Annotated in this window: 14 protein-coding genes; 12 read left to right on the forward strand and 2 right to left on the reverse strand. The window is 41.9% G+C overall.

Features of this window, described 5'->3' with window-relative positions; all coding sequences use genetic code 11:
* The first annotated feature begins 172 nt into the window (after positions 1 to 172).
* Both NYR53_RS03615 and NYR53_RS03620 read left to right on the forward strand, forming a co-directional pair.
* Positions 173 to 769, forward strand: coding sequence for a hypothetical protein (locus tag NYR53_RS03615; RefSeq protein ID WP_261303966.1), 597 nt, complete (start codon positions 173 to 175; stop codon positions 767 to 769).
* 65 nt (positions 770 to 834) lie between these two features.
* Positions 835 to 1,194, forward strand: coding sequence for an Asp23/Gls24 family envelope stress response protein (locus NYR53_RS03620; protein WP_261303967.1), 360 nt, complete (start codon positions 835 to 837; stop codon positions 1,192 to 1,194).
* Positions 1,195 to 1,241: 47 nt separating this feature from the next.
* Here NYR53_RS03620 and NYR53_RS03625 read toward each other — a convergent pair whose 3' ends face one another.
* A complete protein-coding gene (locus NYR53_RS03625) occupies positions 1,242 to 1,898 on the reverse strand; it encodes an aminotransferase (RefSeq protein ID WP_261303968.1) in 657 nt (218 codons plus the stop codon).
* Positions 1,899 to 2,137: 239 nt separating this feature from the next.
* On the opposite strand from NYR53_RS03625, the gene NYR53_RS03630 reads away from it, so the two are divergent.
* The 5 genes from NYR53_RS03630 (at position 2,138) to NYR53_RS03650 (ending at position 8,040) form a co-directional block, all read left to right on the forward strand.
* The gene (locus tag NYR53_RS03630) at positions 2,138 to 2,428 is read left to right on the forward strand and encodes a YerC/YecD family TrpR-related protein (protein WP_029198698.1); all 291 of its coding nucleotides are present in this window, start codon (positions 2,138 to 2,140) and stop codon (positions 2,426 to 2,428) included.
* A gap of 123 nt (positions 2,429 to 2,551) precedes the next feature.
* Entirely contained in the window at positions 2,552 to 3,385 is an 834-nt protein-coding gene (locus NYR53_RS03635) for a sirohydrochlorin chelatase (protein ID WP_261303969.1), read from the forward strand.
* Entirely contained in the window at positions 3,364 to 4,350 is a 987-nt protein-coding gene (locus NYR53_RS03640; RefSeq protein WP_261303970.1) for a diacylglycerol kinase, read from the forward strand. Before NYR53_RS03635 ends, NYR53_RS03640 begins: the two co-directional genes overlap by 22 nt.
* Before the next feature lie 229 nt (positions 4,351 to 4,579).
* Complete coding sequence (rlmD, locus tag NYR53_RS03645; RefSeq protein ID WP_261303971.1) at positions 4,580 to 5,998, forward strand: 23S rRNA (uracil(1939)-C(5))-methyltransferase RlmD; 1,419 nt, start codon at positions 4,580 to 4,582, stop codon at positions 5,996 to 5,998.
* A gap of 686 nt (positions 5,999 to 6,684) precedes the next feature.
* Positions 6,685 to 8,040 carry a hypothetical protein gene (locus NYR53_RS03650; protein WP_261303972.1) on the forward strand — a complete coding sequence of 452 codons (1,356 nt, stop codon included), beginning with the start codon at positions 6,685 to 6,687 and terminating at the stop codon, positions 8,038 to 8,040.
* 125 nt (positions 8,041 to 8,165) lie between these two features.
* Here the strand turns inward: NYR53_RS03650 and NYR53_RS03655 are convergent, their stop codons facing one another.
* Entirely contained in the window at positions 8,166 to 9,341 is a 1,176-nt protein-coding gene (locus NYR53_RS03655) for a tyrosine-type recombinase/integrase (protein WP_261303973.1), read from the reverse strand.
* A gap of 327 nt (positions 9,342 to 9,668) precedes the next feature.
* Between NYR53_RS03655 and NYR53_RS03660 the strand changes: the two genes are divergently transcribed.
* From NYR53_RS03660 to NYR53_RS03680, 5 genes are all read left to right on the forward strand, one after another.
* Positions 9,669 to 12,134, forward strand: a complete 2,466-nt coding sequence (locus tag NYR53_RS03660) for a DUF8426 domain-containing protein (RefSeq protein WP_261303974.1) — start codon at positions 9,669 to 9,671, stop codon at positions 12,132 to 12,134.
* The gene (mcrC, locus tag NYR53_RS03665) at positions 12,121 to 13,155 is read left to right on the forward strand and encodes a 5-methylcytosine-specific restriction endonuclease system specificity protein McrC (RefSeq protein ID WP_261303975.1); all 1,035 of its coding nucleotides are present in this window, start codon (positions 12,121 to 12,123) and stop codon (positions 13,153 to 13,155) included. Before NYR53_RS03660 ends, mcrC begins: the two co-directional genes overlap by 14 nt.
* Positions 13,156 to 13,347: 192 nt before the next feature.
* Positions 13,348 to 14,166: a ParA family protein gene (locus tag NYR53_RS03670; protein ID WP_261303976.1), complete on the forward strand. Its 819-nt coding sequence runs from the start codon at positions 13,348 to 13,350 to the stop codon at positions 14,164 to 14,166.
* Positions 14,163 to 14,690 (forward strand): hypothetical protein, encoded by a 528-nt coding sequence (locus NYR53_RS03675; protein WP_261303977.1) that lies wholly within the window; start codon positions 14,163 to 14,165, stop codon positions 14,688 to 14,690. The genes NYR53_RS03670 and NYR53_RS03675 overlap by 4 nt, the downstream gene beginning before the upstream one ends.
* Positions 14,691 to 14,818: 128 nt before the next feature.
* A complete protein-coding gene (locus NYR53_RS03680) occupies positions 14,819 to 16,063 on the forward strand; it encodes a vWA domain-containing protein (protein ID WP_261303978.1) in 1,245 nt (414 codons plus the stop codon).
* Positions 16,064 to 16,078: the final 15 nt, after the last annotated feature.

The raw sequence follows: 16,078 nt of genomic DNA on the forward strand, positions 1-16,078 counted from the left end.
AATATTCGAACATTTGAATATATAGAATATCATATCACAAGTTGGAAAGCATGGAAGCAAGTAAAAATCCTTTTGCAATATTAAATACTTTTCAGTTATAGTATAAATTATAAATATTCAAAAAATCAAATATATTGTTATTTGAAAATACGAGAATAAAGGTTGGGGCTGAATGCTCGTTGGTGACGAATTGTATATAGCTACAAGAAGGTACCTTATCGACTATGGCATGCGACATTTAAATGGATTAGGGGCAGACCATATTTGTAAAGTATGCATTCAAAATAGCGGTTCTTGTTGTCGTGGTTGTAGTCACTTAGTTGACGGTGTGGGCTGTCAGAATAGAAATACAAGCTGCACGTCATGGTTATGCGGATACTTAAAATTATTATTTTACAAAGCAGGATTGATGAAAGATTGGGATACATTTTGGGATGAAGTTCCTGGTATTGAATTTCGAAAGGATTCTACTCCTCCAATAGTGAAAATGACGACACATCTTGAAGTTCCTATGATGAGAGAGCTGGGCGAAGCGTTAGCGAATGATCTTAAACGTAAGTTGAGTAGAGATAAGAACAATCTCGATTTCATTGTATTGGCTAGGGATTTGGATGATCTTATTGATGAGATCGAATTTGCTGATCATTCGGACATTGCTGCTCACTTAATAAAGAGGCTCAATTACCTAATCAAAGACTTTCATGAGTTTGGGCAAGCCATAAATAACATTGAATTACACAAATGGGGAAAGAAAACGGCTCAAGTGTAAGGAACAAACAAGCCTAGTCTAAAGGAATACAAAGAATTTCCATCAACTAAGTAGGAGTGATTCATTTGCCCGAGAAATCACAATACGGAGTAATACGTATATCCGACGATGTTATTTCTATCATAGCTGGGCTCGCCGCCCAAGATACACCTGGGATTGCTTCTATGTCAGGCGGCATCTCCGAGGGCTTTACGAAGCGCCTGAGCGGAAAAAATGCGAAAAAAGGTGTTTTAGTCGAGGTTATAGAGTCGGAAGCCGCTATCCAACTACGTGTCATCATCAATTACGGCACTAATATTCAGCAGGTATGCCGTGATCTTCAAGAAAACGTTAGAGAAGCTGTGGAAAACATGACGGGGCTTCGAGTTATGGAAGTAAACGTAAAAGTAGAGAGTCTAGCAGTTAAGAAAGAATTGGAATTGTGAATTAAAGAAAAATGAGCAGATTGTGGTCTGCTCATTTTTCTTTACTTTTATCGGCGTTTGCGCTTGGTTAAGGCGGTTTTGGAAACGCCTTTTCTTCTAGGGCCTGAGCTTGATTTCTTACGGCGTTTGCGTTTAGGTTTAATGATTTCTTCCAAGTCAGCCGATGAATTCACTTTTCCTTTGCCAATCGAGCTCAAAATAGTTTTCACCATAGGAGCCATTTGTTGAAAGGTGCTCATGAACTTCTGGACCTTGCCCATGGTGCCGAGGATGCCGTCAATACCACCCATACGTTCAATGAAGCCGGAGATTTGCTTCATATTCAAGCCGCTAAGCGGGTTAGAAGAGGCCCCACCTGCAGCTCCACCGCCGCCTAAGAGGTTGCTGAGGAAACCGCCTCCTCCGCCACCACCTGCGCCGCTAGGATTTGCACCACCGCCAAAAAATCCTCCGCCCGCATTACCTCCGCCGCCACCAAACAATCCGCCACCCGCATTACCGCCGCTTGGGCCACCGAAGAGATTGCCGCCTCCATCGAAAGGAGTAGGAAATCCTCCGCCTTGTGAAAATAGATTGCCTCCACCGCCTAAGCCGGGATATTGCCCGAAGCCGCCATCGCCAATTTGCGGAGGTAAAGTTAAGCTTCTTGTATGCACCTCAGGTCGAATACCGCCATTACCAATGATTTGTCTTTGGTTAGTCACTAGGATTCACGATCCTTTATATCAGATTTGTCTCCTACAGGATATGTCACTTGCCTACCGTTGGTATGGACGAATGTCACGGGTCTAGTTAATTGTCTAAATTCACCTCATTAACGCATAGAAATTTTAACGTTTCGCAAAGCTAAAGGAAGGAATTATTCGTCAAGTGTCGAATGATACACAGGAGCTTAAACTGATCTTATAAGCTAACATGCTTTTCTACCGGGAGTTGACAACCTATGCAATTAAAAAAATTAAATGATAAAGCAATAGACCAGCTTTTTGAAGCCGTGCTGACGCTCAAAGATATTGAAGAGTGCTATGTCTTTTTTGATGACCTATGCACAGTGAACGAGATTCAATCGCTTTCCCAACGCCTAGAGGTTGCTCGCATGCTGCGCAAGGGCTGTACGTATAACCAGATCGAAGCCGAGACGGGCGCATCAACAGCAACCATTTCTCGTGTCAAAAGATGCCTGAACTACGGAAACGACGGCTACGTGCTGACGCTGGATCGTTTAGGTCGTTAATGAAGTCGTTTGTTCGAAAATAATTCAAGATCCTGCGTTACCTTGCGTAATGCGGGATTTTTCCTGTTTATTTGCAGGTCAATTGACATGTGTGAACACATTCGTTAGCATAGGATTATAGGCATGGTTAGAACGGGTGGGGAAAACAAAATGAGCGAGTATGGTGTGCTAGTAATAAGCCATGGATCTCGGGATGAAGGCTGGGTTCAGCTGGTTGATGATGCCGTGTCTGCAGTCAGGATGCCGATGAATGTTCCGATCTACGCGTCTTATTTGGAGTTGGTGGAAGGGCGATTAATTCAAGATGGTATTTACAGTTTAGAGGCGCAAGGTGTGACGGATATAATCGTCGTTCCCCTGTTCGTGTCCTCTGGGAGTACACATATTGATGAAATCAGCTACGCCCTAGGTGTGATAGACCAGCCGCTTCTCGAGACAGATATGGAACCATTTGATATCAAGGCGCGCATTCATTTCACATCGCCAATTGATGACGACCCCGTGATTGCTGAGATTATTTATGCGAAAATCAAAGAGCTTTCCGAATCGCCAAGTCAGGAAATCGTCCTGCTCATCGGTCACGGAAGTAAGGAAGAGGGCTTCCATCTCAAATGGCGCCAAGGCTTAGAGCTGCTCGCTGAGCGGTTGAAAGCGCTAGGCGGCTACGACGAGGCGGATGTCGCTATGCTTTTGCCAGATCAAGTGAAACAGAAGATGACCTGGTGGGCCCAGAAGAAGCCAGACCAGACGATCGTCGTTGCGCCGCTTTTTCTAAGTGAAGGCTATTTCACGACACAAGTCATCCCTTCCCGCATGGAAGGGTTCGAATATCGGTATAATGGACGGGCGCTGCTGCCTAGTCCGCTAATTTCCAAATGGATCGAGAAGCAGATTGCTTCAGAAATCGCAGAAGGCGAAACAGGTGATGAGACGCAATGGTCAAAAGAGCAAGACTGATCTATAATCCGACTTCTGGCCGGGAAGAAATGAAAAAACGTTTGCCAGAAATTCTTCAGCGCTTAGAGCGCGGCGGTTTCGAAACCTCCACACACGCTACCATCGGTGAAGGCGACGCCACACTCGCAGCGGCCCATGCTGTTAGCCGAGGCTTCGATCTGATCATCGCGGCAGGCGGAGACGGCACTCTGTGCGAAGTCGTCAACGGCATGGCCGAGAGAGAAGGCAGGCCCCCGCTTGGCATTTTGCCGCTGGGAACGACCAACGATTTTGCCCGAGCGCTAGGCATTCCTAAGAATTTGGAGTACGCCTGCGATCTGATCGTTCAGCAGTACACAACCGACATTGATGTAGGCAAAATCAACAACCGCTACTTCATCAACATCGCCGGCGGCGGCTCGATGACCGAGTTGACGTACGAAGTCCCAAGCAAGCTCAAGACCATGATCGGCCAGTTGGCCTATTATATGAAGGGACTGGAGAAGCTGCCTAGGCTGAAGCCCATTGAGCTGTACGTCAAGGCAGGCGACAAGGAAATTCATGAGGAAGTCATGATGTTCCTCGTAGGTAACTCCAACTCCGTCGGCGGCTTCGAGAAGCTGGCTCCGGAAGCGAGTATGAATGATGGGCTGTTCGATGTGTTGATTCTACGCAAGTGTAATCTTGCTGAGTTTATAAGAGTGGTCACGCTCGCACTGCGCGGCGAGCATCTGAGCGATCCGAATATGATTTATTTCCAAACGAATCATATCGAGATTAATTCGCCGGACTACGTCCAGTTGAATCTGGATGGAGAGTTCGGGGGCACGCTGCCTTGTGTGATGACGAATTTGAAGAGTCATTTGCAGATTATTGTGGATGAATCGGGGCAGTCGATTTATAAGAAGACGTTCCTAGAGACGTTGACCACGCCGTTTCATTTGAGAGGGAATGTGCAGGGTCATGGGGATGAGGAGCAGGAGTAGGGAGTTTCAAAAAACTACCCCTGCGCGCCGCGTCCGGAACTAGGTAGATTAAGAAACAAGGATTGAGTAAAGTGAGGGTCATATGAAAGCAAAAGGTAGTTCTGGCTCAGCGTCAGGTAAACATAGAGGAACTGGGAATTTTGGGACGGCAGGGAATAGAGGGAATTCCGGTAGGACTGGGAATTCTGGAAAAGCAGGGAATTCCGTCGCGAAGGCGGCTCCGGCTTGGATGGCCGGTCTGCCGGTGCAGATTGGGCAGCAATATGAGGCTGAGATCATTGGGATCAGCCATGATGGCGAAGGGGTGGGCCGTGTGAACGGCTTTACCCTTTTTGTCGCTGGTGCGCTGCCTGGTGAGCGTGCGCTTGTGCGGGTGGGGCATTTGAAGAAGCAGTATGGTTATGCTGCGCTTGTGGAAGTTCTGGAAGTGAGTCCGGATCGGGTTAAGCCGGATTGTGGGATATATGAGGAATGCGGCGGCTGTCAGCTGCAGCACCTTAGTTATGAGGCGCAGCTTCGCGTGAAGCGCCAGCAGGTTGTGGATAATTTGCAGCGGATTGGGAAGCTGCAGGTTAGATCTTCCTCTTCAGATGAGGAAGGTATTGTTGTTCATCCCACGCTGGGGATGACCGATCCATGGAGGTATCGGAACAAGGCTCAGGTTCCTTTTGGGGAAGAGCAGGGCGGACTCATCGGAGGATTTTATGCGCAGGGAAGCCATCGCATCATCAATATGGATGAGTGTTTGATCCAACATGAGTCGAACGACGAAGTCGTCGCTCGTGTGAAAGAGATCGGCGCGCGGCTCGGCATTCGCGCTTATAATGAAGAGCGTAATGACGGACTGCTGCGCCACGTCGTCGTCAAAGTCGGCTTCCGCACGGGTGAGATCATGGTTGTTTTGGTGACCAATGGTGTGGAAATTCCTCGTGTCGCCGAGTGGGTCGCGGGCATTAGGGCTGCACTGCCCGGTGTGAAGAGCATTTGCCATAACATTAATGTGAAACAGACCAATGTTATTTTTGGGGATGAGACTCGCGTCCTGTGGGGCAGCGAAGTCATCTATGACTATATCGGCGATGTGAAATTTGCAATTTCCGCGCGATCGTTCTATCAAGTGAACCCCGTCCAGACGGAAGTCTTGTACGGGAAGGCACTGGAGTACGCCGCGCTGACTGGCGGCGAGACTGTGGTCGATGCCTATTGCGGCATCGGAACGATCTCCCTGTTCCTCGCTCAGAAGGCGGGACAGGTGTACGGGGTTGAGATCGTCGAGGAGGCGATCGCCGATGCACGGAAGAATGCCGAGTTAAACGGCATGACGAACGTGCACTTCGAGGCAGGCCCAGCGGAAGTGGTCCTCCCCGAGTGGACACGTCAGGGCGTCCGGCCCGACGTGATCGTAGTGGACCCGCCGCGCAAGGGCTGCGATCCGGCGCTGCTCGCGACGATCCTCGAGCTGCAGCCGCGGCGCGTCGTCTACGTGTCGTGCAGCGCATCGACACTCGCGCGCGACTTGCGCGTACTGGTCGATGGCGGGTACGGCGTCGCGGAGGTGACGCCGGTGGATATGTTTCCGCATACGGTGCATGTGGAGTGCGTGGCGCTGCTTGTACGAAATGAAACAGATGCTGAAAAGCCTTATTAATATTGGGTTTTTCCGATGAAACAGCAGGGTTGAATTAGTAATACAGAAGTGATTTTTAGTGATTTTTTGGCCATTGGTGTAAAGTTGGTGTAAAAATTCAACATAAATAATCCGAAATTAGCTGAAATCACCCGAAAAGAGCCTAAAACAGGGCACATTTTGAATAAACTGTTATAGTCCTTAAGAAAAGAACCCGAACGATTAGTACAGTAATCGTTCGGGTTCTTATGCTTCTTTGCGATTTTTAAATGGAATGATCAAATAGAATTTATTTAAGCTGTTATAAGTCGAAAATTAGTCTGCCACTCAGTCGCGCGATCTTCAGGCATTTCCCCTGGTCTTCGCTCGGCTTTTGCTTTTGCCAGGGAACAGCGACAAGGGTCAGGGAATTGAGGTAAAACCTTATTTTTTGGTCTACATAGTAGGGGCTTCAAATAGCAAATTTGAAAATCGCGAAAGGAGGAAAATGGAATTTTCTCATTTTTCTTTAAGGTATATATAGGAAAAAGGTTCAAAGATGGTAAGCGTGATATGGATTTGTTTCCGTATATTCGTTCTTTAAAATAATCAGTCAGTCACTCTTTTTTAGCAGGATTAAATGGAGTCATAGGAGAATATTACCAAATTAGAGAATTTGACATATGACCACTGCGATTATTCGGCATAATCCAGTCAGGAGATGAAATATGAGTAGTTTACAATTTGCCAGCGTTACAGACAAAGGAATAGAGGAGTTTTTAAAACAAGCCCAAAAAAGAATTATTTTTGTAAAGCCTGCTTATTATAAATGGGAAATAGATTTAGTATTAAATATTATTGAAAAAAGACAAGTTTATTGTGAGTTATACGTGGAAAAAAATGATAGTGCAATAAGGGCAGGATTTGGCGATACACATGCATTAAAAATGATAAATGAGAATAGAAACTTGTTACATCCGCAACTCAAAGATTGTATTAGAATGGCAATTATCGTTGTTGACAATCGAACTTTATTTTACATGCCCAAAATAACTTTTTTAGATGAGGATTCTTATCAATATAATTTCCCAAATGGTTTGTACGGAGATATGGATATTACAAAATTGGTTTTAGATAAATTTCCAGTCACGGAAATAGATATTCCTGAGATGGAAGAGTATCAAATTCCTTTTGAATTAGAACGTATTGAATCGTCTCATCAAGAGGTTATCGAGAAAGAAATTGATGATACCTTGAGAAAGTTGGAGGGCAACCCTCCAGTTGATCCAAACAAATTAAAGAGGATTCATTTTTATCGAAATAATTATAAATTACTAAAAATTCAACTTAGAGGTATTAAAATTGAAAATAGAAAAATAAATATAAAACCATTTTATAAGTTGCTAAGTGAATCGCAAGAGAGATTGAACAATAGTTGGGATGTCTTTTTACAGCAAGATGTTAAAGAACTTGAGGATATGAGTATATTTCAAGTTGAGATTCAAAAAATAAACTCAAAATATTTGTTTGACGCAGGTAGATTTGGATACTTGGTTCGGACAAATAACAAGCATGAATATTCTTCAAAAATGCAGGGAGTAAAACAAGAGTTTATAGCCTTTGTCCAAGGAAATCCTGGAACAGATAATAGATTTGTAAATACTGTTGAAGGCCAAGATAAAGATACACATGAAAATAAGATAACATTTAAAACGGGAATAGATTCAATACTAATTAAAAGTAGATCGGAATTAGCAAAACATTTGAAAAAAGAATCTGCAAATGATGATGGTTTTTTTCAAAGAATTTTAAATCAGTATAGATCTATTAAGCGTATTTATGAACATAAACAGTTAGATAAGGTTCAAGCTATAGAGAAGGCTATCGACATGTATATTGATGATCAATTAAAATTTCCACAAGTGGATGAGATATTGGAAAGAATTGATGTTATATTGGATTATTATGATTTATCAGATGAACTGATTTATGAAAATGAAGATTTTAAAAAGGTGCTTGATAAACATAAGCTACATGAAGTCCGAGTGTACATGGAAGGGCTTGAGCAGATGGAATTATTCTAAACAATTATCATTTCTGTAATTTTTAGGCACTAACGTATCTGATAGGGGGATATGCAGACTTTCTTTTTATTTATTAGCATTAAACATAAGAACCCGAGCGATTAGTACAGCAATCGTTCGGGTTCTTATGCTTCTTTGCGATTTTTAAATGGAATGATCAGATCGAACTTATTGGCAGCTTCTTTATCAGCCTTTGATAAAACATGCCCATAGATGTTCATCGTTGTCGTGATGTTGGCATGTCCCAGACGTTCGGAAATGATTTTGGCATGAACACCTTGGTTGATTAATAAGGTGGCGGAAGTATGACGTAAATCATGGAATTTGATGTACTTTAAATTTTGCTTCTTTAAAAACCCGCGAAACCACAGATAAGGGCTTTCCGGATAGAATGCTCTTCCATACTGATTAAAGAAAACAAAGAAATGATCGTTATCTCTGGTCTTCTCCAATTCAACCCATAACTGCTTGCAGTAATCGTGATATTCTCTCAATTCTTCCCATACTGCATCAGAGAGGTTGATCTTTCGCGTAGACTTTTTCGTCTTCGGTTCCTTAATAACGGGATTGCCATTTATGAAATCTGAAATGCTCTGTTTAACATAAATTGTGCCTTGTTCCAAATCAACATTTTTCCATTCTAGGCCAACTAATTCGCCGCGGCGAAGACCAGTGGTTAAAGCAAGAGTGATCATCATGCGCCAATGATAAGCTTCTTTTTCTAATGCCTCAAATAATAATTGAATTTCATCTTCATCGTATACTTGACTTTCCTTATACACGACTTTAGGCGATTTTACATCGGCAACAGGATTAGATTTAATAACTCTCCACTCGACTGCTCTTGAGAAGACATTTTTCAACACACGGTAAACGTACTGAATGGTTCCAGATGAAAGCTTTCCATCCTTTCCGTCCTGTCTGTGGCCTTCTTTGCCTAATTCGCTTATTAAGGAAGCGATATGCAAGGGTTTCACTTGATCTAATCGTAAATGTCCAATAGCTGGAAGAATTCGTTTGTTTAAAATTCTGATGTATATGGAAAATGTCTTTATTTCAAGTTCCTGCAATGCATACTTGTCCCTCCACTCATCCACAAAAGCATGCAACGTCAATTTTTCAGGAGCAATGTAAGCTCCGGCATGGACTTCAATCTCAAATTTGGAAAGTTCAAGTTCAGCCTCCTTTTTAGTTCGGCAATGAACGGTTTTACCGTGACGTATATATTTACCTGTTGCATCTCTTCCAATGCTAACGGTCAATCTCCATGAATTCTTACCTCTTTTTTCTAAACTCGCCATAGCAATGACCTCCAGTGTAATAGACACACATTACAAGTATCACCACTTCAATATTGACCGATACATATGGCAGGCATTGAATTCAAACTCCCTTTCCTCCTTGGAAATAATCCTTTAAAAACGTACGTTCGCTGTCATCCTAATGACAGAAAAAAGTGCTAAATTCTTATCATAAGTTGATCATCAATTCAATTGGTTTAAAAGTAAGGTCAGATGAAAGGAGGAGACTAGAAGGATTTTTAAACTTAGGGTTGAATTTACCAATAATTAACTAACGCAGGTAAAAGAGATAGGTGTTTTCAAAAATAAATGATAGGTGGGACAAAAATGAATTATTGGATTTTTCAAGGTAACCCGAAACAATTTGATATAGACACTTATGTATCAGAAAACCAAAGAATCAGTTGGGACATAAGACAAAAACATTATAAAGATGAAATTGCCATCCATGACCCTGTTTTTTTATGGAGATCAGACGGAGCAAAGAAGAATTCTGGAGGAATCATTGGCTGGTGTAAGGTAGCCGCTAAGCCATATTTCGATGAGACTAGGGAATGTTGGAGAGTTGAACTTCAAATACTTGAACACCGTGTAATACCGGACGATGGCATGTTATTGCGGCATGAACTCAGAGATTTACCCGAAACCGCGGACTTACCTATTTTTAAAATGAATCAGGCTACCAACTACAAAATCTTAGAAAGTGAATATGAAACATTGCTGCAGCTTTGGAATTCGCCGAGTCAATTATCGGAGCAGTCGAATTTACCACTTCTAGAGAAATATTTATTGGCATTTAGAAACCAAGCGGCTAAATGGTTTGACAACTGCAATTTTCTCAAAGGGAACTTTGAATTCTTTAATACATTCAAAGATCGAAACTATTTAAAGACCATTGAATGGGAGGATATTCAGCGACTTGGTGATCATATAAATGCCTTTGGTATGGCGCTTGCCAAAAAGAGGGCGCTTGGAAACATTAACGAGCCAATTGAAAAGTATCGAAGCAGTTTCTTATATCTGCTCTACGGTGAAGATCCGATCGAAGAACGAATCGAGCGCTTTACTACTGATGATAAATATAAATTATTTGGTTTTGGTGAAAGTGTCGCAAGTGAAATAATTGGAAACGTGTTTCCTGACCAATTTTGCTTTTATAACCAGCGAGATAAAGTGGCAGTCGAAAATGTTTTGCAATTGAAGCCCGATTATGCCAAAGGAGATTCCACGGCACTTAAGTTCCTTAAATTCCAAGCATGTCTTCAGGAGCATGAAATAGTAAATAAGTATCTGAAGATAGTAGGAAAGCAGACGGACCTTCCTATATTTTTGGAAATTGATCAATTTTTCAGCTTCCTCTTTGTGAAGTATGGAAAAAAGGAGACTCCACTAAAGCAAACTGAAGGGGAAGCACAGTATTGGGTTCTTGCTGCCGGTGAAGATGCGCATCGGTGGAACGACTTCCACGAGAATGGAATCATCGCGGTAAACTGGGATGAGATTGGTGATTTACAGCAATTTCAGACCAAACAAGAAATTGCAGATAGATTGAAAGAAGTAAATGGACTCGATCATAATCCGAGCAACGATGCATTGGCAAATTATCAATTTTTATATGAGATGAAAGTTGGAGATTATGTTTTTATTAAAAAAGGTATCCGGTCCATTATTGCGTTTGGTCAAATAACGTCCGAATATCGATTTGACCTTTCACGCTCTGACTATAAATCGGTCAGGTCCGCACTTTGGCTGAAGAGTGGAAATTGGAATCTTCCATCTGATTCTAAGCTCGCCTTAAAGACCCTTACGAATTTGACTCCTTACGAAGATTTTATAGAAACAGTTCTTAATTTAATGGGGGAAAGCAAGCCTCTTGATGGAGTTGTTGAGAACGAAGAAGATCCAGTTGAAGATGAACAGACCTTGGAACCCTATGGGCTTGATCAACTGACACAGGAAGTATTTATTTCTGCAGAACAGATTGAGGAGATTCGATTAGCTTTAGAGATTAAGAAAAATATTATTTTACAGGGACCTCCAGGAGTCGGTAAAACATACGTTGCAAAACGTCTTGCCTACTATCATAATGGTGCGAAAGATGATAGTCGCATTGCAATGATCCAATTTCATCAATCCTATGCATATGAGGATTTCATTCAAGGCTATAAGCCAGTAGGCAACGGAGGTTTTGGCCTTAAAAATGGGCTGTTTTATGAGTTCTGTGATCGTGCAATGAAGGATCCTGACCATAACTATTACATGATTATTGATGAGATTAACCGAGGTAATCTGTCAAAAATTTTCGGCGAAGTCATGATGTTGATTGAAGCCGACAAACGATCTAGGGCTTATGCTGTCAAATTGACGTATTCGGAAGACCATGAGGTCTTTTATATACCTAGAAATCTTTACTTCATTGGAACTATGAATACGGCTGATCGATCACTTGCGCTAGTGGATTATGCTTTAAGGAGAAGATTCGCCTTTATTTCCATCGAGTCAGCTTATCATACACTGCAATTTAAAGAACATCTTCTAGGTAAGGGCATTAGCCAAGGTTTTATCGACCGAATCGTATCTGCCATGAACGACATCAATCGTGAAATTTTAAATGATAAAGTGAGCTTAGGTAAAGGCTACGAGATTGGGCACAGTTACTTCTGTCCAATGGCTAATGTTCAAGATGAAGAGACCTGGTACAAGCATATTCTAAAAATGGAAGTGGAGCCGCTGCTACGGGAGTACTGGTTTGATGATGAAGATAAAGTGAGGGGTTTGCTTGAACGAGCCTAACAAAATTCCAATTCGCAACCTTTACTATATGCTTTGCTATGCCTGGGATCGGCTAAAAGAGAAGGACGAAGTCACGATAAATCAAGAAGAGGATAAGGACATCTATCATCTTCTAACCAGAATTTTAATTATAAGATTAACTGCGTTAATGAAAAAGGGATTTTACCGTGAGTATAAACCATTTCATGAAGAGTCATCTACATTGAGAGGGAAAATTGATTTCCCCCAATCGATTCGAGAATTATCCTTTCATCGTAGCAAAATGGTAATCACATATGATGAACTAAGCCCTAATATTCTGCATAACCAAATTATCAAATCAACACTCTACGCGTTACTTAAGACAAGGGACTTAAGTGAGTCCTATCGTGACCAAATTATGATGGTATATCCATATTTGGGTGAAGTTTCGCTTCTAAAACTAGATTACAAATTGTTTCAGAGGGTAACTCTTCAGCGCAGCAACATGCACTATGGATTTATTCTAAATATATGTAAGCTATTGTATCAGGGACTGTTAATCAATGAAGACGACGGCAACTATCGATTTATTGACTTTGAACGGAACCATTATAAGATGGCCGAGTTATTCGAAGAATTTGTCCGGAATTTTTATAGAAAAGAATTGCTAACCTACAAGGTATCGAGGGACATCATTCAATGGGAGGTGGATGACAATGATCACTCGTACTTACCTGTAATGAAGACAGATATTTCTTTGGAAAGCGAGAGCGTCAAGTGGATTATCGATACTAAATACTCCATAGAAACTTTATCTCGGCACTACGACACGGAAAAGGTTAAGAGTGCTAATCTTTATCAGCTTTATGCGTATTTAAGAAATTATGAAAGAAAACTGCCACAAAACAAATTACTGAAAGGGATGCTGCTATATCCAAAAGTAGATCAGTCAGTAGACCTAACATATCGTGTTTCTGGGCATGAGGTTAAAGTATGTACGGTAGATCTAAGCAAAAACTGGAGATCGATTCACGAGAAGCTACTGGAGATCATTGTATAATGTGGGAGTAGATATTTTAAAATATGAGTATGAATAATTGTGAAACAGCCCAAATAACGCGGGCTGTTTTTTCATTTTTGGGTTATGCAAACGATGACGCATATGTGGGAAACTCCGTACGTATTATTGAACAAACATGAATGAACATAATGTTAGAACCAAATTCAATAATAGGTAGAAGGAGCGGGTAGAGTGCCAAAAGTTATCTCTATGCTTAATATGAAAGGCGGAGTCGGAAAGACCACCCTAACCTACAACCTAGCTTGGTATGCTGCTTATAAAAAAATGTACAAAGTATTAGTCGTCGATCTTGATCCCCAGTCGAATCTAACGCAAATTTTTATGGGGGGCGACGGATATCGGGAATATTTAGAAAGTTCTAGGCAATCTATTGTCGACATTTTTGAAAACAGCAGCAAAGTCACAACTGCTATTATTCATTCTGTTGATGAGTGGACGGACGGTAGTCTCCTACATCTAATTCCAGCGAGAGCTGAGTTAGCTAAAACTTTGAAAAATCCAACGACGAAGGAGCATAAACTGCGCCGATTTTTAGCGAAGTTTAAGAGTAATTACGACCTGATTCTGATAGATTGTCCACCGACGGACTCCATTTTATCAGTGGCCAGCTATTTGGCCAGCGATTCGTTAATTATTCCTGTAAAGCCTGAGAAATTAGCGATCATAGGACTGCCACTGCTTAAGGGAAGTATTGAGGATTTTAATGAGGACAACGAAGGAGAATACAAGATTTCCGTTTCTGGAATTATTTTTAATAATGTAGAGGCAGGAGACATACCTGAAAACCGTATTTCTAAGAAAGAGGTTTTAGCTTTTGCTAAAGAAAACAACTGGCATGTATTCGATAATGAAGTTAGAGAATCCAAAACTTATGTTAACGGTATTCGTGAAGGAAAGCCGATGTTCAAGGATACTAGGGCGCGAGGTCATATTACGGAAGAATTTTACGCTGTCGGGGACGAGTTTTTACGGAGTGTGGGTATTGAATGACGAACCAGTCCAAAGAATTGTTACTTGATTTGTTGAAGTTAAAAGTGCGGTATAGCGGCAAAGAATTCGAGCAGGTTGCTGACGTACTAATGAAAGGTTCGGAGCCCTTTCTGGCCCATGTCGTCAAATTAGTACAAGAGCTAGATGGTATTTCTGGAACTGAATCAAATACTCGCCCTAAAAAGGAAACGATTTCAAAGGGTTCGGCGAGCTATGATAATACGGATCCTGAGATCCAGGAGCTGCTTTTTGAATTAAATAAAATGCTTTTGTCTAAAGATGCGTTCAAAACGGTAAAAGAGCTACAAAGCTTTGTTTCAAGTAAGGTCGTGTTGACCTCATCAAAAAATACAAAGGCCATACTCATCAATATATATATGAATTATATATCTGCTAGACCAAGGGATGAAATGATCAACGAGTTGCAACTGCTAAAAGATAGAATGAATTCAGGTGATGATGTATCTAGCTTCTTAAATATGGCTAATGCAATCGTAAGTTCAAGAAAAGAAAAACGGTACTAACGTAATAAGGAGACGTGTGACTCATTATGTCCGCGTCTTTTTTATGCGAACGAACATTCTCTGACATCATGTTGACCAAAGCATATGCTACATTCTTATCAGAAACTAGATGAGAGAGGATGTTACACATGAGTTCACCTATTCAAATGACCCATGCATGGAATAATGAGTATTGGCCAATGGGAGGGGCAGAAAAAGCATTTTTGCTCCTCGAGTTAAAAGGAAATGCTGGCTCTCGCTCTGACAGAGCGCCAATGAATATATCACTAGTGATGGATCGCAGTGGATCCATGTCTGGGGCGCCGCTTGCTTACAGTAAGAAGGCTTGCCAGTTCGTAACCGATCAAATGAGCCAAGATGACCAACTCAGTATGGTTGCTTTTGATAATGAGGTAAATACGGTGTTTGCGCCACAGAATATGACTCACAAGGATGCCATGAAACAAAAGATAGAGACTATACAAGATGGTGGCAGTACCAACTTGAGCGGGGGATTGCTGCAGGGGATTCAGTATGTGGTGCAGGGAAAAGTAGACGGTAGTGTCAACAGGGTTCTATTATTATCCGACGGACATGCGAATGAAGGCATCACAGATCGGGCGAAGCTGCAGTCCATTGCAAAGGAGTTTCATAGTCTGGGGATTGGTGTAACAACAATGGGCGTTGGGGACGGGTTCGACGAGGAGCTTATGGAAGGCATTGCGGACCATGGCGGCGGAAACTTCTATTTTATTGAGAAGCCGGAAGACATCCCTGGTATATTCTCCAAAGAACTGGATGGTCTATTATCAGTTGTTGCCCAAAATGTACAGTTGACAATACAACCTTCAGAAACAACACTCATTACCCGAGTCTATGGTTATAAAGCCCAAGATGACAATAATGGACTGAAGCTGTCCATGGGAGATATTTTCGACCAAGAGGTTAAGTCAATCTTGCTTGAAATCTCGTTCTTCCCTCATGCCTTTGGTAAACACGAAGTTCTTAATATCCAATGGGACTACGTAGATATGACGGAAGGAGCAAAGCTGTGCGCGATCCAATACAAAATCGAAGCCAATTTTACGAACGATCTCAATTTGATCATGAATTCATCGAACCCCCATGTTGAAAAACAAGTCAAAATCATTGAGTCGGCCATGGCAATCGAGCATGCGATAATCGCTTTCGACCAAGGTGATGAGGAAACGGGGAAAATGCTGCTCCAACAGCAAGCGGATGAAATGCTACTATCGGCGGTACAATCTGAGGATGCAGAGCTGCGTGAGGAAGCTCAAATGCTTTATAGCCATTTGGAGAATTTCAGCTTTTCAAGCAAAACGAGAAAATCCTTGCATGAGCAGAAGTACAGGCAGATGAAAAGAAAGAAATAGCAGGACTCTCCTAGG

Source organism: Paenibacillus andongensis, from assembly GCF_025369935.1.
Taxonomy (GTDB): Bacteria; Bacillota; Bacilli; order Paenibacillales; family NBRC-103111; genus Paenibacillus_E; species Paenibacillus_E andongensis.

Bases quoted from the DNA above. Each gene is read 5' to 3' on its own strand.
- NYR53_RS03615 (WP_261303966.1), top strand. From the start codon at position 173: ATGCTCGTTGGTGACGAATTGTATATAGCTACAAGAAGGTACCTTATC.
- NYR53_RS03630 (WP_029198698.1), top strand. From the start codon at position 2,138: ATGCAATTAAAAAAATTAAATGATAAAGCAATAGACCAGCTTTTTGAA.
- NYR53_RS03635 (WP_261303969.1), top strand. From the start codon at position 2,552: ATGGTTAGAACGGGTGGGGAAAACAAAATGAGCGAGTATGGTGTGCTA.
- NYR53_RS03640 (WP_261303970.1), top strand. From the start codon at position 3,364: ATGGTCAAAAGAGCAAGACTGATCTATAATCCGACTTCTGGCCGGGAA.
- rlmD (WP_261303971.1), top strand. From the start codon at position 4,580: ATGGCCGGTCTGCCGGTGCAGATTGGGCAGCAATATGAGGCTGAGATC.
- NYR53_RS03650 (WP_261303972.1), top strand. From the start codon at position 6,685: ATGAGTAGTTTACAATTTGCCAGCGTTACAGACAAAGGAATAGAGGAG.
- NYR53_RS03655 (WP_261303973.1), bottom strand. From the start codon at position 9,341: ATGGCGAGTTTAGAAAAAAGAGGTAAGAATTCATGGAGATTGACCGTT.
- NYR53_RS03660 (WP_261303974.1), top strand. From the start codon at position 9,669: ATGAATTATTGGATTTTTCAAGGTAACCCGAAACAATTTGATATAGAC.
- NYR53_RS03675 (WP_261303977.1), top strand. From the start codon at position 14,163: ATGACGAACCAGTCCAAAGAATTGTTACTTGATTTGTTGAAGTTAAAA.
- NYR53_RS03680 (WP_261303978.1), top strand. From the start codon at position 14,819: ATGAGTTCACCTATTCAAATGACCCATGCATGGAATAATGAGTATTGG.